The organism is Luteimonas sp. YGD11-2 (assembly GCF_004118975.1).
GTDB lineage: Bacteria > Pseudomonadota > Gammaproteobacteria > Xanthomonadales > Xanthomonadaceae > Luteimonas > Luteimonas muca.
Map to the genome: position 1 here is coordinate 2,426,578 of NZ_CP035376.1, position 18,719 is coordinate 2,445,296.

The 18,719-nt window shown below is 69.8% G+C and carries 15 protein-coding genes; 8 read left to right on the top strand and 7 right to left on the bottom strand.

Going from position 1 to position 18,719, the window contains the following annotated elements; all coding sequences use genetic code 11:
- Window positions 1–52 precede the first annotated feature (52 nt).
- From folC to ERL55_RS11165, 3 genes are all read right to left on the bottom strand, one after another.
- Window positions 53–1,315: a bifunctional tetrahydrofolate synthase/dihydrofolate synthase gene (folC, locus tag ERL55_RS11155; protein ID WP_129136488.1), complete on the bottom strand. Its 1,263-nt coding sequence runs from the start codon at window positions 1,313–1,315 to the stop codon at window positions 53–55.
- Window positions 1,316–1,504: 189 nt separating this feature from the next.
- Complete coding sequence (locus tag ERL55_RS11160) at window positions 1,505–2,152, bottom strand: histidine phosphatase family protein (protein WP_129136489.1); 648 nt, start codon at window positions 2,150–2,152, stop codon at window positions 1,505–1,507.
- Between the two features lie 49 nt (window positions 2,153–2,201).
- Window positions 2,202–4,280, bottom strand: coding sequence for a S46 family peptidase (locus ERL55_RS11165; protein ID WP_206733412.1), 2,079 nt, complete (start codon window positions 4,278–4,280; stop codon window positions 2,202–2,204).
- 249 nt (window positions 4,281–4,529) lie between these two features.
- On the opposite strand from ERL55_RS11165, the gene tdh reads away from it, so the two are divergent.
- Genes tdh through kbl form a run of 3 tightly spaced genes read left to right on the top strand, consistent with a single transcriptional unit; the run spans window position 4,530 to window position 7,846 of the window.
- Window positions 4,530–5,552 carry an L-threonine 3-dehydrogenase gene (gene tdh, locus ERL55_RS11170; protein WP_129137323.1) on the top strand — a complete coding sequence of 341 codons (1,023 nt, stop codon included), beginning with the start codon at window positions 4,530–4,532 and terminating at the stop codon, window positions 5,550–5,552.
- Between the two features lie 59 nt (window positions 5,553–5,611).
- Window positions 5,612–6,619 (top strand): hypothetical protein, encoded by a 1,008-nt coding sequence (locus ERL55_RS11175; RefSeq protein ID WP_129136491.1) that lies wholly within the window; start codon window positions 5,612–5,614, stop codon window positions 6,617–6,619.
- 33 nt (window positions 6,620–6,652) lie between these two features.
- On the top strand, window positions 6,653–7,846 hold the full coding sequence (gene kbl / locus ERL55_RS11180) for a glycine C-acetyltransferase (protein ID WP_129136492.1): 1,194 nt from the start codon (window positions 6,653–6,655) through the stop codon (window positions 7,844–7,846).
- A gap of 69 nt (window positions 7,847–7,915) precedes the next feature.
- Here the strand turns inward: kbl and ERL55_RS11185 are convergent, their stop codons facing one another.
- Together ERL55_RS11185 and ERL55_RS11190 are read right to left on the bottom strand one after the other, a co-directional pair.
- Entirely contained in the window at window positions 7,916–8,416 is a 501-nt protein-coding gene (locus ERL55_RS11185; protein WP_129136493.1) for a hypothetical protein, read from the bottom strand.
- Between the two features lie 221 nt (window positions 8,417–8,637).
- Window positions 8,638–9,792 carry an OmpA family protein gene (locus ERL55_RS11190; RefSeq protein WP_129136494.1) on the bottom strand — a complete coding sequence of 385 codons (1,155 nt, stop codon included), beginning with the start codon at window positions 9,790–9,792 and terminating at the stop codon, window positions 8,638–8,640.
- Window positions 9,793–10,052: 260 nt separating this feature from the next.
- Here ERL55_RS11190 and ERL55_RS11195 point away from each other — a divergent pair, with 260 nt between their 5' ends.
- The 4 genes from ERL55_RS11195 to ERL55_RS11210 all read left to right on the top strand — a co-directional run bounded on the left by ERL55_RS11195 (window position 10,053) and on the right by ERL55_RS11210 (window position 15,031).
- A complete protein-coding gene (locus ERL55_RS11195; RefSeq protein ID WP_206733313.1) occupies window positions 10,053–11,054 on the top strand; it encodes a PhzF family phenazine biosynthesis protein in 1,002 nt (333 codons plus the stop codon).
- Complete coding sequence (locus ERL55_RS11200; protein ID WP_129136496.1) at window positions 11,051–12,067, top strand: zinc-binding alcohol dehydrogenase family protein; 1,017 nt, start codon at window positions 11,051–11,053, stop codon at window positions 12,065–12,067. Before ERL55_RS11195 ends, ERL55_RS11200 begins: the two co-directional genes overlap by 4 nt.
- An 82-nt stretch (window positions 12,068–12,149) precedes the next feature.
- Window positions 12,150–14,195 carry an NADPH-dependent 2,4-dienoyl-CoA reductase gene (locus tag ERL55_RS11205; RefSeq protein ID WP_129136497.1) on the top strand — a complete coding sequence of 682 codons (2,046 nt, stop codon included), beginning with the start codon at window positions 12,150–12,152 and terminating at the stop codon, window positions 14,193–14,195.
- 341 nt (window positions 14,196–14,536) lie between these two features.
- Window positions 14,537–15,031, top strand: coding sequence for a cell wall hydrolase (locus ERL55_RS11210; RefSeq protein WP_129136498.1), 495 nt, complete (start codon window positions 14,537–14,539; stop codon window positions 15,029–15,031).
- Window positions 15,032–15,152: 121 nt separating this feature from the next.
- Here the strand turns inward: ERL55_RS11210 and prpC are convergent, their stop codons facing one another.
- The gene (prpC, locus tag ERL55_RS11215) at window positions 15,153–16,307 is read right to left on the bottom strand and encodes a 2-methylcitrate synthase (protein ID WP_129136499.1); all 1,155 of its coding nucleotides are present in this window, start codon (window positions 16,305–16,307) and stop codon (window positions 15,153–15,155) included.
- A 112-nt stretch (window positions 16,308–16,419) separates the two neighbouring features.
- Complete coding sequence (gene prpB / locus ERL55_RS11220; RefSeq protein ID WP_129136500.1) at window positions 16,420–17,322, bottom strand: methylisocitrate lyase; 903 nt, start codon at window positions 17,320–17,322, stop codon at window positions 16,420–16,422.
- Between the two features lie 98 nt (window positions 17,323–17,420).
- Here prpB and ERL55_RS11225 point away from each other — a divergent pair, with 98 nt between their 5' ends.
- Window positions 17,421–18,713, top strand: a complete 1,293-nt coding sequence (locus ERL55_RS11225) for a citrate synthase family protein (protein WP_241685754.1) — start codon at window positions 17,421–17,423, stop codon at window positions 18,711–18,713.
- Window positions 18,714–18,719: the final 6 nt, after the last annotated feature.

The following is an 18,719-nucleotide window of genomic DNA, read 5'->3' on the forward strand; positions in this document are numbered from 1 at the left end:
ACGAGGGCGCGCGCATTATACGCGGGCGCCCGTGCCGCCTTCTGAGGCGCAGTTAACCTGGACCGAGCGCGGCGAGCGCCTCGGCGGCGGTGTGGAACGAGCCGAACACGACGATCCGGTCGCCCGGCGCGGCGGCGGGCAGCGCCATCCGCAAGGCCTCGTCGACGGTGGCCGCGGGCACGGCATGCTCGGCCGCGGTGCCGCGCAGGCGCCGCGCGAACGCATCGACATCCAGTGCGCGGGCGCCGGCCAGCCCGGCCACCCGCCAGTCGTCGATGACATTGGCCAGTGCCGCCACCACGCCGACGCTGTCCTTGTCGGCCAGTGCCGCATAGACCGCCTGCGTGCGCCCCGCCGCCGGCTGTGCGGCCAGTTCGGCCGCCAGGGTGCGCGCGGCCTGCGGGTTGTGGGCCACGTCGACCAGCACCTCGACACCGGGCCGCGGCTCGAAGCGCTGCAGCCGGCCGTCGATGCGCGCGGCGGCGACACCCTCCACGAGCGCGGCCTCCGGCAAGTCGTCGGGAAGCGCGCGCAGCGCCGCGATCGCCACCGCGGCGTTGCGCAGCTGGATGTCGCCGGCCAGTCGCGGGCGCGGCAGTTCGAGGGTGAAATCCAGTTCCCGCCAGCGCCAGTGCTGCGCATCGACGGGATCGACGAAGAAATCGCTGCCGTAGACGATTGCCGACGCGCCGATGCGGTAGGCATGGCCGATCACGCTCGACGGCGGCTGCGTCTCGCCGAGCACCAGCGGCTTCCAGGGCCGCGCGATGCCGGCCTTCTCCGCGCCGATCGCCTCGCGGTCGTCGCCCAGCCAGTCCTGGTGGTCGAGGTCCACCGTGGTGATCACCGCCACATCGGCATCCACCAGGTTCACCGCGTCCAGGCGACCGCCGAGGCCGATCTCGAGCACGGCCAGGTCGAGATCGGCCGCGGCAAACAGCCGCAGTGCCGCGAGGGTGCCGAACTCGAAGTAGGTCAGCGCGACATCGCCACGCGCCGCCTCCACCGCGGCGAACGCGGCGACCAGCGCCACGTCATCAGCCTCGCGACCGTCGACGCGCACGCGTTCGTTGTAGCGCAGCAGATGCGGCGAGGTGTAGGCACCCACGCGCCAGCCGGCGGCACGCGCCATGGCCTCGATGAAGGCGACCGTCGAACCCTTGCCGTTGGTCCCACCCACGGTGATGACGCGCCGTGCCGGTGCCTCCAGGCCCATGCGCGCCGCCACCGCACGCACGCGATCGAGCCCGAGTTCGATCGACCGGGGATGCTGCTGCTCGATGTATTCGAGCCACTCGGGGAGGGTGTTGGGCATCGCGTCATTCTAGGTTCTTCGCCCCACCGGGGAGCGTTGTGCAGAAGTCCGGGCCGCCCGCCACGTACACCGGCGGCGTGCGGACAGCAGGCCGTGGCAGCGGGACGCAGACTCCGGCCGGGGGGAGCGCCCCTGGGATGCGTCACGGGGCAGCGGCAATGGCCGCGAATCTCGCAGCCCGCGGCGCTGTTACAGCGCCCGGTGCACCGCTTCGCCGAACAGCGGGGTGTGGTGGGCGCAGTCGTTGAGGCGCACCACGTCCAGGGAATCCGGCGTGGCACCTTCCAGCAGGTTCAGCGTGGTCGGCGCCTGGCGGAAGGTCCACAGCCGCGACAGCGGGATGCCGAGCACGCGGCACAGCAGCACCCGGTTGACCGCATCGTGGGCCACCACCAGCAGGGTGTCGTCCGCGGCGAGGCCGGCCATCGCGCGCGCCAGCGCCGGCCAGGCGCGGTCGATCACATGCTGCAGCGATTCGCCGCCCCCGGGCATCAGCACCGTGTCCGGCGCCTCGCGCCAGGCGCGAGCGAGCTCGGGGTGCTGCTCGCGGATCTCACCCGCCAGCAGGCCTTCCCAGCTGCCGTGGCCGATCTCGCGCAGGCCGTCGTCGAGGGTGAGCATGCCGGCGCGCTCCGGGCCAAGGGCGAGCTCCGCGGTACGTCGCGCCCGTTGCAGGGGCGAGGCCACCGCGCGATCGATGCGCACGTCGGCCAGCCGACGCCCGAGCGCTTCCGCCTGGCCGATCCCCACCGGCGACAGCGCGATGTCCTCCTGCCCCTGGTAGCGGCCTTCCGCATTCCAGGGCGTCTCGCCATGCCGGGCCAGCAGGATCCTCATGCGCGTGCCTTCGGATGTGTGACGCCGGAGCGTAGCAGGCCCGCCGTGGTCACAGTCCCAGCTCCTCGAGCAGTGCCGGCGCGGGGTACACCTCGCGCATGATCCAGCGCAGATAGCGCTGGTCGACCGAGATGGTGCGGGTCATCGCCGGGTCGAACACCCAGTTCGAGCTCACCGATTCCCAGTTCATGTCGAACAGCAGGCCGGTCAGCCGGCCCTGCGCATCGAGCACCGGCGACCCCGAGTTGCCGCCGGTGACATCGAGGTCGGACAGGAAGTTCACCGGCACGCTGCGCAGGCGGCGCTCGGCCAGCCCGGCGTGGCGGCGCTCGGCGACCGCGTCCAGCAGCGCCTGCGGCGCGTCGAAGGGCTCCTCCCCGGTGGCTTTCGCCGGGATCTCGTCGATGGTCGTAAACGGCGAGTGCGCCCGGCCGTCGAGCCCGGTATAGCCGGTGACCTTGCCGAAGGTGATGCGCAGCGAGCCGTTGGCATCGGGATACACCGCGCCACCCTGGGCACGGCGCCAGTCGGCGACCGCGGCGAGATAACGCGGACGCGACTGCAACAGGTCGCCACCGCGCGCCTTGCGCTCGATGTCCTGGCGCAGCATCGACGGCGTGACCGCGATCGCATAGCGGATCGCCGGGTCGCGGCTGCGCTCGAACGCGTCACGGTCGGCGGTCAGCCAGCGCATGCGCTCGTCGAGATCGCCCAGGCGGGTGCCTGCCAGCCGGTCGAGTGCACGCTCGATGGCCGCGGCGTCGTTGCCGCCCAGCCACGTGTCGATCGCGGCGTCGCGCTGTTCCGGTGGCAGCTTGATGTACTCACCCAGCCAGTAGCGCTGCAGGATGCGGTCCATCTCCGGGTGGTAGCGACGCTCCATCTGCTGCAGCGAGCCCTGGATCGTGGCCTGGTCACGCTCCTGGTAGCCGGGCTCGCGGTCGGCATCGGGGTTGCTGCGTTCGATGGCGTTGCGGTACAGCGTCATCGCCACGCCGAGCGTGCCAAGCCGGTGCAGCTGGCTCGTGATCAGGTCGCGGTCGCGGGTGACGCTTGCCGCTTCGTTCACCCGCACCACGTCGGCATAGGCCTCCAGCGCCGGCTGTCCGGCCTCGCCCTGCCCACGCAGCCATTCCAGCACCGCGTCTTCCTCGGCGCGCTTGCGCTGCGCGGCATCGATGCGCGCGAACCCCTCCAGCTGGCCGTCGTAGTTCTTCGAGGCGTTCTTCCAGCCGCCGACGGTGCTGGCATAGCGCACCGCGATCTCCGGGTTGCGCGCGCCCTCGGTCTCGACCAGCTCCAGCAGGCGCTTGTAATGCGCCGAGAGCGTCGGATACATCCACTGCGCGGTCTGCTCGAACTCGGCGGCCAGCGCGTACCGGTTGGTGCTGCCGGGGTAGCCCGCGGCCATCACGAAGTCGCCTTCGCGCAGTGGTCGCTCGGCGAAGCGCAGGAAGCGCTTCGGCTGGTAGGGCACGTTGGTCGCGGCGTGGTCGGCCGGCTGGCCATCGGGACCGACATAGGCGCGGTAGAAGGCGAAGTCGCCGGTATGGCGTGGCCAGGTCCAGTTGTCGACCTCGCCACCGAAGTTGCCGATCCCGCCGGGCGGCGCGTACACCAGGCGCACGTCGCGGATCTCGAGGTTGCGGAACAGACGCCAGGCGTTGCCGCCGTCGAAGGCGTACAGCCGGCAGCGGTAGCCCGGGCGGAACTCGCAACTGGCCACCAGCCGCTTCTCGATCGCCTCGAAGGCCCGCGTGCGGCCGATCGCGTCGGGCGCCGCGGCCATCGCCGCCTGCACCTCGCCGGTGACATCGCGGATCGAGTCGAGCACGTAGATGCGCGCGTTCGGCCCCGCGCTGAGTTCGCCTTCGCGGGCCGCGGCGTTGAAGCCGTCGCGCATCAGGTTGTTCTCGGGCGTCGAATTCAGCTGGATCGCGCCGTAGGCACAGTGGTGGTTGGTCACCACCAGGCCCTGCTGCGAAACGAAGCCGGCGGTGCACCCGCCCAGCGAGACCACAGCGCCCATCGGATCGCCGGTCAGGTCGGCCAGCTGCGAGGCCGGCAGGCGCAACCCGGTGCGCTTCAGCGCGTCGCCGATCTCCGGCAGTTGCTGCGGAACCCACATGCCTTCGCCGGCAATGGCGGGCGTGGCGGCGGCAAGCGCAAGCAGCGCGGCGATCAGACGAGGGGTCATCAGGCATCGTTCCGGTGTGACGGGGGGGCCAAGTCTACCGACCGTGACGCGCGCCATACCCCGCGCCCGCCCTCGCCACGGTCGCATTGGCCGGCGGGACAGCCCCCGGGACGTATAATTCCGCTTCTTTTTCCAGACCCACGGACACCCCACATGCCCGACAGCAACCGGCCCACCACCATGCGCGCGCTGGTCAAGCGCGAAGCCAGCAAGGGCATCTGGATGGAAGAGGTGCCGGTGCCGGTGCCGGGCCCCAACGAAGTGCTGATCCGCGTCGAGAAGGCCGCCATCTGCGGCACCGACCTGCACATCTACCTGTGGGACGAGTGGAGCCAGCGCACCATCACGCCGGGCCTGGTCATCGGCCACGAGTTCGTCGGCCGCATCGCCGAGGTCGGCCCCGGCGTGCAGGGCTACACCATCGGCCAGAGGGTGTCGGCCGAGGGCCATATCGTCTGCGGCCACTGCCGCAACTGCCGCGCCGGCAAGCAGCACCTGTGCCCGAACACCAACGGCATCGGCGTGAACCGCAACGGCGCGTTCGCCGACTACATCGTGATGCCGGCGACCAACCTGTGGCCGATCCCGGATCAGATCCCCTCCGAACTGGCGGCGTTCTTCGATCCCTACGGCAATGCCGCGCACTGCGCGCTGGAATTCGACGTGGTGGGCGAGGACGTGCTGATCACCGGCGCCGGCCCGATCGGCGTCATGGCCGCCGGCATCTGCAAGCACATCGGCGCGCGCAACGTGGTGGTCACCGACGTCAACGACTACCGCCTGAAGCTGGCTGCCGACATGGGCGCCACCCGGGTGGTCAACGTCGCCAACGCCTCATTGAGGGATGTCATGGCCGACCTGCACCTGGAAGGCTTCGACGTCGGCCTGGAGATGAGCGGCAACCCGCGCGCCTTCAACGACATGCTCGACTGCATGTACCACGGCGGCAAGGTCGCCCTGCTCGGCATCCTGCCCAAGGGCGCCGGCGTGGACTGGGACCGCATCATCTTCAAGGGCCTTACGGTGCAGGGCATCTACGGCCGGAAGATGTACGAGACCTGGTACAAGATGACCCAGCTGGTGCTGTCCGGCTTCCCGCTGGGCAAGGTGCTGAGCCACCAGCTGCCCGCCAACGACTTCCAGAAGGGCTTCGACCTGATGGAATCCGGCAAGTCCGGCAAGGTCGTGCTCGACTGGCACTGAGCCAGAAGCCAGCCGCAGGCGGACGGTTGCCGTTGTCCCGGACCAAACCAGGGAAGGTTATGCACGTTCCACATCTGTTTCTGCTTGCGACACTGCTGGTCTCGACGGGCGCAACCGCGAGTGGGCCGCAATGCCCTGCGGTTGAAGCGCCCCCCGCGCCGGTCTGCGTGGCTGCTCCCCACGGTCTGGCTTATGCCGACTCCGAGCGCGAAGCCAACGTTGCGGCCGGCGCACTTGGTGAGGCCGCGCAGCGCTTCGGGCTGCACTTCGGCCGTGTTCCGGTGGGTGCATTGATCCTGAGCACCAGCCTGGACCCGACCGCGGCCCGGGACTTCGCCAGGGCCCATGGACTGGAATACGCCCAGGTCTGGCTCCCAACCCGTGCGAAGCGGTCGATGACCGAGCGGGCCATGCGCCAGGCCGGCATGGATCGCGCACGGATCAATCAGGCGCTGTCCCGCGCGGCGGAACAGGACGCAGTCACCTTGCGTCACGAGGTCGGCCATGCGATGTATCGCGCCATCTACTTCCCCGACACGGAAGGTTCGCTGCAGGACCGGTATGGCACACCGGCTCCGGACTGGCTGGACGAGGCGGCCGCCATCCTCATGGAGCAGCCTGAAGCCCAGGCCCGCCACCTTGCCTCGTTCATGGACGCAGCAAAGCACCGGCCGCGCACGATCCCGGGCCTGATCGACTTCGTTGAGGCCGAGCATCCCGTGCGCTCGGCCGCGCTGGCCCGTGCACTCGCCCGCGGACCCAGATCCGAATCCGGTGTGCAGATGATGGTGACCACGGGCAACGGATTTGCCGGCCTCGACAGCTTCTATGGGCAGTCATTGCTGATGGCGCTTTTCCTGGCCGAAACCAGTGGAGATCCGCGCATCCTGATGCCGATCAGCAGCGCAATCGCGGGCGGCGCCACATTCGAGCAGTGGCTGGCTTCCGACGGCGGGCGGCACGGCCTTCCGGGCGGACTCCTGGCGCTCCAGTCCCTCTGGGACAGCTGGCTGCAGGTCCAGGTGATGAACCCGGACCGCGGCGCAAATGCCGAAGGCGGCACGTAGAATCCGAGGCCCCGTTTCCCGAGGCCCCTCTCCATGTCTTCCACCCAGCACTACGCCGACACCCTCGACGAAATCCGCGAGGCGGGCCTGTTCAAGTCCGAGCGCGTCATCACCAGCCCGCAGTCGGCCGAGATCACCCTGGCCGACGGCCGCACGGTGCTGAACTTCTGCGCCAACAACTATCTCGGCCTGGCCGACCACCCGGACATCATCGCCGCCGCCAGGGAGGCACTCGACAGCCACGGCTTCGGCATGGCGTCTGTGCGTTTCATCTGCGGCACGCAGGACCTGCACAAGCAGCTGGAGCAGACCATCGCCGACTTCTTCGGCACCGAGGACACCATCCTCTATGCGGCCTGCTTCGATGCCAACGGCGGCCTGTTCGAGCCGCTGCTGGGTGCCGGGGACGCGGTCATCTCCGACTCGCTCAACCATGCCTCGATCATCGACGGCGTGCGCCTGTGCAAGGCCAAGCGCTACCGCTACGCCAACTGCGACATGGCCGACCTGGAAAAGCAGCTCCAGCAGGCAAAGGCCGACGGCGCGCGCACGATCATGATCACCACCGATGGCGTGTTCTCGATGGACGGCTTCGTCGCCCCGCTCGACCGGATCACCGCGCTGGCGGAGAAGTACGGCGCGCTGGTGCATATCGACGAATGCCACGCCACCGGCTTCCTCGGAGAGACCGGCCGCGGCTCCGCCGAGGTCAAGGGCGTGCTCGGGAAGATCGACATCTATACCGGCACCCTTGGCAAGGCCATGGGTGGTGCGCTTGGCGGCTTCACCACCGCGAAGCGCGAGGTGGTCGAACTGCTGCGTCAGCGTTCGCGCCCCTACCTGTTCTCCAACTCGCTGCCGCCGCACGTGGTGGCCGCCGGCATCAAGGCCTTCGAGATGCTCGACGCCGCCGGCAGCCTGCGCGACCGGCTGCGCAGCAATACCGCCTATTTCCGCGAGCGGATGACCGCCGCCGGCTTCGACCTCAAGCCGGGCGATCATCCCATCTGCCCGGTGATGCTCTACGACGCCCCTCTGGCGCAACGCTTTGCCGAGCGCCTGCTCGAGGAGGGCATCTACGCCATCGGTTTCTTCTTCCCGGTGGTTCCCGACGGCCAGGCGCGCATCCGCACGCAGATCTCCGCGGCGCACACCCGCGAGCACCTCGACCGTGCCATCGATGCGTTCACCCGCATCGGCCACGAGTTGGGCGTCATCGGCCGCTGAGTCACGCCACGAACGCCCTGACGAGAAAGGCCCGCTTGCGCGGGCCTTTTTCATGGACAGGAGACGGACTCAGTTGCTCGACGTCGGCACCGGCGCGGCGGCTTCGGTCTCTGCCGGCACCGCATCCGCTGCCGGAGCCGGGGGCTGCACGCCGCGCGCAACGCGTACGCCACGTGCCTTCATCCATGCGTCGAACTCGTCGGCAGTCATCATCTTGCCTTCCTGCTGCATGTCGAAACGCCAGGGCGTGTTGTCGAACTCCGTCTTCGGCTGGTACACGGACGGGTCGTTCGGGTCGACCGTCGCCGCCGCTGCGCTCAGCTGCGGACAGCCTTCGAGCTGGATGCGCAGCAGCACCTGTTCCAGCGACTGCGATTCATCCACATCAGGAGCAAGCACGCCGCCGTGTGCACCCGGACGGTACGCGGGCGCCACCAGCTCGGGGGACACCGCGCCCAGGACCGTCGCCGCGGTCGGCGAGGCTGCAACCGGACGCGGAAGCGAGCAATCGGACGCGAACGACAGAGCAGGTGCTGCAGCGAGCAGCAGCGTGGCGATGACCTTGTGCATGGTGGTTCCCCGGCGAAAGTGCGGTGGAGTGTAAACAGCTTGAAGTAGCAGCCGCAAGTCCTTGTTCTGGAACGACCTATTCAGCTGTCGCGGCGGTGGTGGACGATCGTTCCGGCGCCGATGGGTGGCCGCGCGCCTGTCCACTATGCTCCTGCTCACGCCGAAAAGCAGAAAGCCCGGCCAGGGGCCGGGCTTTCTGGTTCAACTCGAGCGTGCGTCCGTTAGTTCTGGACGTTGAGCTCGGTGCGGCGGTTGCGCGCACGACCTTCCGGATTGTCCGAACCATCCGGGTTGGTGTTCGGCGCGATCGGGCGGCTCTCGCCGTAACCGGTCGGGCCCACCAGGCGGCTGGCAGCAATGCCGGCGCCGGTGATGTGGTCGTACACGGCGCGCGCGCGGCGCTCCGACAGGGCCTGGTTGTAGGCGTCGGTACCGACGGAGTCGGTGTGGCCGGCGACTTCAACGCGCAGGTCGGGGTAGCGACGCAGGATCTCGATCGCCTCGTTGAGGATGGCGACGGCGTCCGGACGCAGGGTCGAGCGATCGAAGTCGAAGTTCACGCCACGCAGGTCGATGGTGACCGGGACCGGGCAGCCATCCGGGCCGACCGTGGTGCCTGCCGGGGTGTTCGGGCAGCGGTCGTCGCAGTCGTTGACGCCGTCACCGTCGGTGTCGCGGTCGGCGCAGTTGTCGACCGGAGCCGGCGGCGGCGCGACAACCGGAGCAACCGGCGGCGGGCCCAGCGGGATCACCACGCCGACCGAAGCCAGCAGGTCGGTGAAGTAGCTCTCCGACTGGTTGTGCGGGTAACCCGCCCAGTCCTGCGAGCCGTTGGCGGCGTAGCTGCTGTCGTCGAAATCGCCACGCAGCGCGACTTCGGCACGGACCGCAACGCGGTTTTCGAAGGTGCCCTGCAGACCCAGGCCGACCTTGGCGGCGAAGTTGCCGTCCTCGCGCTCACCCGGCGAATCCGGGCTCGGGAAGTTGTCGTACTCTTCTTCCGAACGCTGGTAGCCGACGCCGAACAGCGCGTAGGGGTTCCAGGTGCGGCCTTCCTGCATCCAGTGGTAGCGGAAGTCGAACGAGATGCCGTACTGGCTCCAGTTCAGGTCGGGGTTCGAACCCTCGACCGAAGCGGCGCTGCGCAGGCCCGGGTTCTGGTAGTTGATCTCACCGTCGACCGACCAGTTCGGGCTGATGAACTTGCCCAGGCCGATGCTGCCGAACGGGGCGTCGTTGGTGCGGCGGTCGTCGTCCTGGAAGTTGTAGCCGACGGAGCCAGTCAGGTACCAGCGATCGTCGAACTCCTGCGCACTGGCAGCGTGTGCCAGGCCCAGGCCGCCAACCAGCGCGGCGCAGAGGAGTTTCTTTTTCATTCGTTCAGCTCCTTGATCAAGGGGGGAAAGCATCTACATCGTTTGTTGTGATTGCGTCGAGATCGCGTCAGGCAATCATCGCCGGCGTAGCCTAGAGTCAGGCCTGTGAAGACGTCGTTAACGCTAGCATAACAGTTGCGGAGTGCCAATCTGGGGCAACTCCGGACCCACCCTCCACAGTCAGGGACGGCGAACGGCAGCCAGCGCAGCGACGCCGCGTCCAAGCGTGCACACGATTGTGATCATCGGGCCCCGCGCAGATGTTCCGCAGCAGCGGCTGGCACGGCCTGACCGCCGCGCACCTCGCGCTACTTGCCGGCATCACCGTGCACGTGCAGCCCCCATGGATGTCGCGCCGCCCCACAAGCCGAGACAACAACATGACCGCGATGCTCCACCGCTACGCCGCGTTCTCCCACGATCCGGCCGGCGGCAATCCTGCCGGCGTGTGGATCGGTGACATCCTGCCCGCAACGGCGGTGATGCAGCGGATCGCCGCGGAGGTCGGGTTCTCGGAAACAGTGTTCGTTGCGGGTACCGGCAACGTACGCAGCGCGCGCTATTTCAGCCCCGAAGTGGAAGTGCCTTTCTGTGGCCACGCGACGATCGCCGCCGGCATCGTGCTGGGCGAGACCTGCGGCGATGGACGCTATCTGCTGGAGACCACGGCCGGCGAGGTGCCGGTGATGGTCACGCAGCGCGGCGGCGTGCGCGAGGCCGCGTTGACGAGTGTCGTGCCACGCCACGCGGCCGCGGCGCCCGGGCTGGTCGATGCCGCACTGGCGGCGCTGGGATGGACGCACCTCGAACTCGACCACCGCATTCCTCCGGCGCGTGCCTACGCGGGCGCCTGGCACCTGGTGCTTGCCGTGCGCGATGCGGCGCGGCTGGCATCGCTTGCGTACGACTTCGAACGCCTGAAGGCGCTGATGCTCGAGGACGGGCTCACCACGCTGCAGCTGGTGTGGCGCGAGCGGGCGGACCTTTTCCATGCCCGCAACCCGTTCCCGGTGGGCGGCGTGGTCGAGGACCCCGCGACCGGCGCCGCCGCAGCCGCACTCGGTGGCTATCTGCGCGACGCCGGGCTGATCGCGGCGCCGGTGCGCATCCGCATCCGCCAGGGCGACTGGATGGGCCGGCCCGGCCTGCTGGTCGTCGACATCCCGCACTCCGGGGGCATCATCGTCTCCGGCACCGCGGTGCCGTGCGCGGCCTCCACCATGTCGCCGCCCTCCCCGACCTGTCAGGAGCCCACGCCATGAAAGCCATCGTGACCACCGGCCCACGCCCGGCCAAGGACCCTCGCGCGCTCGAGGAGCGTGACCTGCCGATGCCGGCGCCGGGTGCCGGCGATCTCCGCGTGCGCATCGAAGCGGTCTCGGTGAACCCCGTGGACACCAAGCTCCGGCGTGCGCCGCTGCCTGCCGGTACCGACCACCGGGTGCTGGGGTTCGACGCCGCCGGGACCGTCGATGCCGTGGGCGACGCGGTGCGCGGCTTCGCGCCGGGCGATCGTGTCTATTACGCCGGCGACGTGACCCGTGCCGGCAGCAACGCCGAGTACCAGCTGGTCGATGCACGGATCGTGGCGCGCGCGCCCGCGTCGATGGACGCCGCGCAGGCAGCCGCGTTGCCGCTGACCGCGCTCACTGCATGGGAGCTGATGTTCGAGCGCATGCCGTTCTCGATCGAGGGCGGTGGCACCGGCAGGACGTTGCTGGTGATCGGCGGCGCCGGCGGCGTCGGGTCGATGGCGATCCAGCTCGGGCGGCTCGCCGGCTTCCGGGTGATCGCCACCGCGTCGCGCGAGGAGACCCGCGCCTGGTGCAGCGGACTCGGCGCCCACCATGTCGTCGATCATCGCCAGCCACTGGCGCCTCAGCTGCAGGCCCTGGGTTTCGAAGCGGTGGATGTCGCCCTCAACCTTGCCGACACCGACCACTACTGGGACGCACTGGGCGAACTGCTGGCGCCGCAGGGGCATGTGGGGCTGGTCGTGGAACCCACGGGTGCGCTGCGCATCGGCGATCCGTACAAGGCCAAGTGCATCGGCATCCACTGGGAATTCATGTTCGCGCGTTCGCGCTTCGGCACCGCCGATATCGCCGAGCAGGGGCGCATTCTTGCGCGCGTGGCCGCGCTGGTCGATGCCGGGCGCCTGCGCGGCACGCTGACGGAGACACTGCAGCCGATCTCCGTCGACACCTTGCGCGAGGCGCATCGCCGGGTCGAAGGCGGCCGCAGCATCGGCAAGCTGGTCCTGGCCGGCTGGTAACGCCCGGCGGTGCCGTGCCGCGCGTTGCGTGATGCAACCGGACCCGGCATCCTCGCCGATCCATACGCAAGCGTATTTCGCGATGCCCGCCCGCCAGGACGCCGCTGCCGCGGCACCGCACTACCCGCACCTGTTCGCCCCGCTCGATCTCGGCTTCACCACGCTGCGCAACCGCGTGCTGATGGGTTCGATGCATACCGGGCTCGAGGATCGCGCACGTGATGCGCCGCGCCTTGCAGCGTACTTTGCCGAGCGCGCGGCGGGCGGCGTCGGGCTGATCGTCACCGGCGGCTACGCGCCGAACCTCGAAGGCTGGCTGAAACCGTTCGCCGGCAGCCTGGTGTGGCGCGGGCAGCTGCGTCGGCATCGCCTGGTCACCGACGCGGTGCATGCGCACGACGCGAAGATCTGCCTGCAGCTGCTGCACGCCGGCCGCTATGCCTATCACCCGCTGCAGGTCGCGCCATCGAAAGTGAAGGCGCCGATCAACCCGTTCACCCCCCGCGCGCTGGGTGCTCGGGGCGTGGAGCGCACCATCCGCGCATACGTGCGCGCCGCGCGGCTGGCGCGCGATGCCGGCTACGACGGCGTCGAGGTGATGGGCTCGGAAGGCTATCTGATCAATACCTTCGCCAGCGCGCGCACCAACCGCCGCGACGATGCATGGGGCGGCGACCTGCGCCGGCGCCTGCGCCTGGCCACCGAAGTGGTGGCGCGGATTCGCCAGGCCTGCGGACCGGACTTCATCCTGATCTACCGGCTGTCGATGCTGGAACTGGTGCCCGACGGCTCGGACTGGAACGAGATCGTCGAACAGGCCCGTGCGATCGAGGCGGCCGGCGCGACCATCCTCAATACCGGCATCGGCTGGCATGAATCGCGGGTTCCGACGATCGCCACCTCGGTGCCGCGCGCCGCTTTCGCCGGCGTCACCGCCAGGCTGCGCCCGCATGTGCGGCTGCCGGTGGTCGCCACCAACCGCATCAACATGCCGGACGTCGCCGAGGCCATCCTCGCGTCCGGGGCCGCCGACATGGTGTCGATGGCGCGCCCGCTGCTGGCCGACCCGCAGTGGGTGGCCAAGGCCCGCGCCGGGCGCACGCAGGCGATCAACACCTGCATCGCCTGCAACCAGGCCTGTCTGGACCATGTGTTCGTCAACCGCACGGCGAGCTGCCTGGTGAATCCGCGTGCCTGCGCGGAGACCGAACTGAACTGGTCGCCTGCGGAGACGCCCAAGCGCATCGCCGTGGTCGGCGCCGGGCCGGCGGGCCTCGCCTGCGCGACCGTGGCCGCTGAACGCGGCCATCGCGTGACCCTGTTCGAGGCGGCGGACACGATCGGCGGGCAGTTCAACCTCGCCCGGCGGATTCCCGGCAAGGAGGAATTCGACGAGACGGTGCGCTGGTTCGGCCATCGCATCGAGGACACCGGCGTGGCGTTGCGCCTGTCCACCCCTGCCGATGCCGCCACCCTCGCCGGCTTCGACGAGGTGGTGCTGGCCACCGGCGTCCGCCCGCGTGCGGTGGATTTTCCCGGCCACGACCACCCCAAGGTGGTCGGCTATGCCGACGTGATCCGGGGCCGGGTGGTGCCCGGCGCGCGGGTGGCGATCGTCGGTGCCGGCGGCATCGGCTTCGACGTCGCCGAATTCCTCGCCCATGCCGGGCCGTCGTCCACGCTCGACCCGGAGCGCTGGATGCGCGAATGGGGCGTCGACCCGACCTTCGAGCGGCCGGGCGGCCTGCAGCCGGCGCAGCCACCGGCCCCGGCCCGCGAGCTGTGGCTGCTGCAGCGCAGCCCGGGCAGGCCCGGCGCGCGCCTGGGCAAGACCACCGGCTGGATCCACCGTGCCGCGCTGAAGGCACTGCAGGTGCGCATGCACGGCGGCGTCGAATATCTGCGGGTGGATGATGCCGGCTTCCATGTACGCATCGATGGTGCCGACAAGGTGCTGCCGGTCGACCACGTGGTGGTCTGCGCCGGACAGGAACCGCATCGCCCGCTGCGCGATGCCCTCGTCGGTGGCAGCGCGCGCGTACATGTGATCGGTGGTGCCGATGTCGCCGCGGAACTCGATGCCAAGCGTGCGATCGCGCAGGGCACGCGCCTCGCCGCGACGCTGTAGCCGGTGCCATCGATCCGGAAAACAGCCGTCGCTGCCTACTCCGGATAAGCTGAACGGGGCAACCCCATCGGGGACCGCCCATTCAGGAACCGTTGCCATTGGCGCTTTTACCGTGCGCCCACCTTCCGGGGCCAACCTGCCCCGGAACCGGCCCGGGTCGCGTTCGGCGATTCCGGTGCCCGGGCAGAAGTGTGCCGCAGAGCCCGCTGCCCTTGTCGCGAATCCCTCGCGAGCGTCCCGGCTGATGCCGGACGTGCCTATCGCCATGCCGGAATCCGCTGCGACCGCCGTTCCCCTACGGGACGACGCCGCCGGCCGGCGCAACGGAGCAAGGACCGAACATGCAACTGAGCTGGATCCTGTGGCTGGCATCGATTCTTCCCCAGCCCGCCGCCGATGCGTTGTGCCTGAGCACGACCGTCTACCTGGAAGCCCGCAACCAGTCCGAGCGCGGCCAGAAAGCCGTCGCCGAAGTCGCCCTGAGGCGGCAGGACAGCGGCCTGTGGGGCGAGTCGATGTGCGAGGTGGTCACCGCACGCAAGCAGTTCGCCCCGACCATCGTGTCCCCGCGCACGCGCCTCAACAATGTCGAGGCGTGGTCGCAGGCGGTCACGATCGCCCTGGAAGCGGAACGCAACTGGTCGCTGCCGCCGGGCGAGCGCACCGAGATCGTGCCCGGCGCGAGCCACTTCATGGCGCATGCGATCGCCAGCCCGGGCTGGCGCAATGCCTACCAGGTCGCACAGATCGGCGACCACACCTTCCTGCGCGTGCAGCGGCTGACGCCGCGTGCGGCCGCCGGTGCCTCGGCGACCGCCGCGGCGGCGAAGGGCTGATCGGCACGCGATGACCGCCGGCCGGCAATCCGGCGCTGCCGCCGGAAGCAATGACCCCACAGACAGCAAGGCCGCGCGATGCGCGGCCTCGCTGCGTTGACGTTGCCGGATCCCCCAGCGCTCAGCTGCGCTTTTCGATCGGCACGAACTCGAGGTTTTCGGGGCCCGTGTAGTTCGCGCTGGGGCGGATGATCTTGCCGTCGATGCGCTGCTCGATCACGTGCGCGCTCCAGCCGCTGGTGCGGGCGATGACGAACAGCGGGGTGAACATCGCCGTCGGCACGCCCATCATGTGGTAACTGACCGCGCTGAACCAGTCGAGGTTGGGGAACATCTTCTTGATGTCCCACATCACCGTCTCCAGGCGCTCGGCGATGTCGTACATCTTCATGCTGCCCTGCTCTTCCGACAGGTCCTTCGCCACCTTCTTGATGACCTCGTTGCGCGGATCACCGGTGGTGTAGACCGGGTGCCCGAAGCCGATCACCACTTCCTTGCGCTCCACGCGTGCCCTGATGTCGGCTTCCGCCTCGTCGGGCGAGTCGTAGCGCTTCTGCACCTCGAACGCGACCTCGTTGGCGCCGCCGTGCTTCGGCCCGCGCAGGGCACCGATCGCACCGGCGATGCACGAATGCATGTCACTGCCGGTGCCGGCGATCACGCGCGCGGTGAACGTCGATGCGTTGAATTCGTGCTCGGCGTAGAGGATCAGCGAGGTATGCATCGCGCGCACCCAGCTTTCCGGCGGCGGCTCGCCGTGCAGCAGGTGCAGGAAGTGCCCGCCGATGGAGTCGTCGTCGGTCTCGACGTCGATGACCCGGCCGTTGTGGGCCCAGTGGTACCAGTACAGCAGCATCGAGCCGAGCGAGGCCATCAGCCTGTCGGCGATGTCGCGCGCGCCGGGGTGGTTGTGGTCGTCCTTCTCCGGGGTCACGCAGCCCAGCACCGAGACGCCGGTGCGCATCACGTCCATCGGGTGGGCGGACGGCGGCAGCTCTTCCAGCGCGGCCTTGACCGCCGCCGGGATGCCGCGCAGCGACTTCAGCTTCGCCTTGTAGGCGCGCAGCTCCGCGGCGTTGGGCAGCCTGCCGTGCACCAGCAGGTGGGCGATCTCCTCGAACTCGCTGGTGGTGGCGAAGTCGAGGATGTCGTAGCCGCGGTAGTGCAGGTCGTTGCCACTGCGGCCGACGGTGCACAGCGCGGTGTTGCCGGCCGGGGTGCCGGACAGGGCCACGGACTTCTTCGGCTTGAACGCCGGGGCGGTGGTGTCGCTCATGTCGTTTCTCCGTTGGGGCGTGCCGCCCGCGGGTTGCCCGGATCGGCACGGATTGAAGGCTTCGGTCGTTCCTGCCCGGCCCGCGCCCATCCGCGCGGCGCCGTGGCGACGCTTATTTCTTTGCGGCGAACTGCGAATCCAGGCGCTCCTCGAACGCGTGGTAACCGATGCGCTCGTAGAGCTCCTCGCGGGTCTGCATGGCATCCACGACGGACTGCTGGTGGCCGTCGCGACGCACCGCGGTGTACACGGCTTCGGCTGCCTTGTTGGCGGCGCGGAAGGCCGACAGCGGAAACAGCTGGATCGCAACACCGGCGGACGCCAGCTCGTCGCGGGTGAACAGCGGCGTCCTGCCGAACTCGGTGATGTTGGCCAGCACCGGCACCTTCACCGCGTCGACGAACCGGCGGTAGGTGTCGAGGTCGTAGGCGGCCTCGGCGAAGATGCCGTCGGCACCGGCCTCGACGCAGGCCAGTGCGCGTTCGATCGCCGCGTCCACGCCTTCCACCGCGATCGCATCGGTGCGCGCGATCAGGAAGAACTCCGGATCGGTCTTCGCATCGGCTGCCGCCTTGACGCGGTCGGCCATCTCGCCCTGCGACACGATCTCCTTGCCGGGGCGATGCCCGCAACGCTTGGCGCCGACCTGGTCCTCGATATGGCAGGCGGCGGCGCCGGCCTTGATCAGCGACTTCACCGTGCGCTCGATGTTGAAGGCGCTGGCGCCGAAACCGGTGTCGATATCGACCAGCAACGGCAGGTCGCAGACGTCGGTGATGCGGCGGGTGTCGATCAGCACGTCCTCGAGCGTGTTGATGCCGAGGTCCGGCATCCCCAGCGAACCCGCGGCGACGCCGCCACCCGACAGGTAGATCGCACGGAAGCCGGCGCGCTGCGCCAGCAGGGCGTGGTTGGCGTTGATCGCGCCGATCACCTGCAGCGGCGACTCGGCGGCAAGGGCAGCGCGGAACCGTGCTCCCGGGGAAGCGGAAGCGCCAGTGGACGGATGACTCATGGAAGGCTCCAGTCAGGCCGGCACTGCCGGCGGGAGTGGCGGTCGTCCCGCCATGCCCGCCACTCTTGCAGTTCTGGACGGGTTGATCAATCTTGATCATGTCGATCAACATATCGCCCGCCATGCCGAATGATGCCACCGACCCGCCTCCCGACCTGCTCACCGCGCGCGACGCCTGCGCGCTGCTCGGCATCAGCCAGTCCACGCTGTATGCCTATGTCAGCCGCGGCCTGCTGCGTTCGCGCCCGGGGGCGGACCATCGCAGCCGCGTGTACCTGCGGCAGGACGTCGAGCGCCTTGCCGGCCGCAAGCGCAGTGGCCGGGGGGCGGCACAGGGCGCGGCGCAGAGCCTCGACCGTGGCCTGCCGGTGCTGGAAACACGGATTTCGCTGATCCGCGCCGACAGCCCCTACTACCGCGGTCGCTCGGCGGTGGCCGCGGTGCGGGCAGGCGCGGGGCTGGAAGACATCGCGCGGCTCCTGTGGGACTGCGGTGCCGACGACCCCTTCGCGCGGGTGGCCGTCGCCCCGTGGCCGGAAGACGCCGCGCCGCTCGCACGCGCTGCCGGCCTGCCGCCGCTGGAACGCACGATGGCGGCGCTGCCGCTGCTCGCGCTCGATACCGTGGGCGCCTTCAGCGCCGCACCCCGCGCGCGCCACGAGATCGCCGCCGGCCTGCTGCGCGATGTCTGCGCACTGCTGGTCGCCGCCGAGCGTACGCCGGGCCCGGTGCACCTGCAGCTCGCACGGGGGTGGCGAGCCGACGACGCCGCATTCGCGGAGCTGGTCCGCGCGGCTCTGGTGCTGTGCGCCGACCACGAACTCAACGTGTCCGCGTTCGCGGCGCGCGTGGTGGCCTCCACCGGCGCGCACCTGCATGCGACGGCCTGCGCCGGACTCGCGGCGCTCTCTGGGCCGCGCCACGGAGGTGCCACCGCGCGTGCCTGGGCGCTGATCGCCGAGGCGCGCGCGGGCGATCCGCTCGCGGTGATCGCCGCGCGCTGGCAGCGTGGCGACGATCTCCCCGGGTTCGGCCATGCGCTGTATCCGGAGGGCGACCCGCGCGCGGCCGAACTGTTGCGGCTGCTGCGCATCGGCGCCGCCGGCAGCATGGTGATGCAGGAACTCGACGCGATCATCGCCGCCGCCGAGGAAGTCAGCGGCGAGCGCCCGAACATCGACCTGATGCTGGCGGCGATCTGCCATGTCCACGGGCTGCCGGCTACACCGGCGCTGGTGCTGTTCGCCGCCGGGCGCGTTACCGGCTGGCTGGCACATGCACTCGAGCAGCAGGCCGAGGGCCGCCTGATCCGTCCGCGTGCCCGCTACACCGGCGTGATGCCGGACGAGCGCGTGGACGGTACGCACCCGGGCGACGACGCTGGATCCTGAGCGGCT

Coding starts and splice junctions, on each gene's coding strand:
- ERL55_RS11185 (WP_129136493.1), bottom strand. CDS start 8,416: ATGCACAAGGTCATCGCCACGCTGCTGCTCGCTGCAGCACCTGCTCTG.
- folC (WP_129136488.1), bottom strand. CDS start 1,315: ATGCCCAACACCCTCCCCGAGTGGCTCGAATACATCGAGCAGCAGCAT.
- ERL55_RS11225 (WP_241685754.1), top strand. CDS start 17,421: ATGTCGATCAACATATCGCCCGCCATGCCGAATGATGCCACCGACCCG.
- ERL55_RS11160 (WP_129136489.1), bottom strand. CDS start 2,152: ATGAGGATCCTGCTGGCCCGGCATGGCGAGACGCCCTGGAATGCGGAA.
- ERL55_RS11200 (WP_129136496.1), top strand. CDS start 11,051: ATGAAAGCCATCGTGACCACCGGCCCACGCCCGGCCAAGGACCCTCGC.
- prpC (WP_129136499.1), bottom strand. CDS start 16,307: ATGAGCGACACCACCGCCCCGGCGTTCAAGCCGAAGAAGTCCGTGGCC.
- ERL55_RS11175 (WP_129136491.1), top strand. CDS start 5,612: ATGCACGTTCCACATCTGTTTCTGCTTGCGACACTGCTGGTCTCGACG.
- ERL55_RS11190 (WP_129136494.1), bottom strand. CDS start 9,792: ATGAAAAAGAAACTCCTCTGCGCCGCGCTGGTTGGCGGCCTGGGCCTG.
- ERL55_RS11210 (WP_129136498.1), top strand. CDS start 14,537: ATGCAACTGAGCTGGATCCTGTGGCTGGCATCGATTCTTCCCCAGCCC.
- kbl (WP_129136492.1), top strand. CDS start 6,653: ATGTCTTCCACCCAGCACTACGCCGACACCCTCGACGAAATCCGCGAG.
- prpB (WP_129136500.1), bottom strand. CDS start 17,322: ATGAGTCATCCGTCCACTGGCGCTTCCGCTTCCCCGGGAGCACGGTTC.
- ERL55_RS11205 (WP_129136497.1), top strand. CDS start 12,150: ATGCCCGCCCGCCAGGACGCCGCTGCCGCGGCACCGCACTACCCGCAC.
- tdh (WP_129137323.1), top strand. CDS start 4,530: ATGCGCGCGCTGGTCAAGCGCGAAGCCAGCAAGGGCATCTGGATGGAA.
- ERL55_RS11165 (WP_206733412.1), bottom strand. CDS start 4,280: ATGTGGGTTCCGCAGCAACTGCCGGAGATCGGCGACGCGCTGAAGCGC.
- ERL55_RS11195 (WP_206733313.1), top strand. CDS start 10,053: ATGTTCCGCAGCAGCGGCTGGCACGGCCTGACCGCCGCGCACCTCGCG.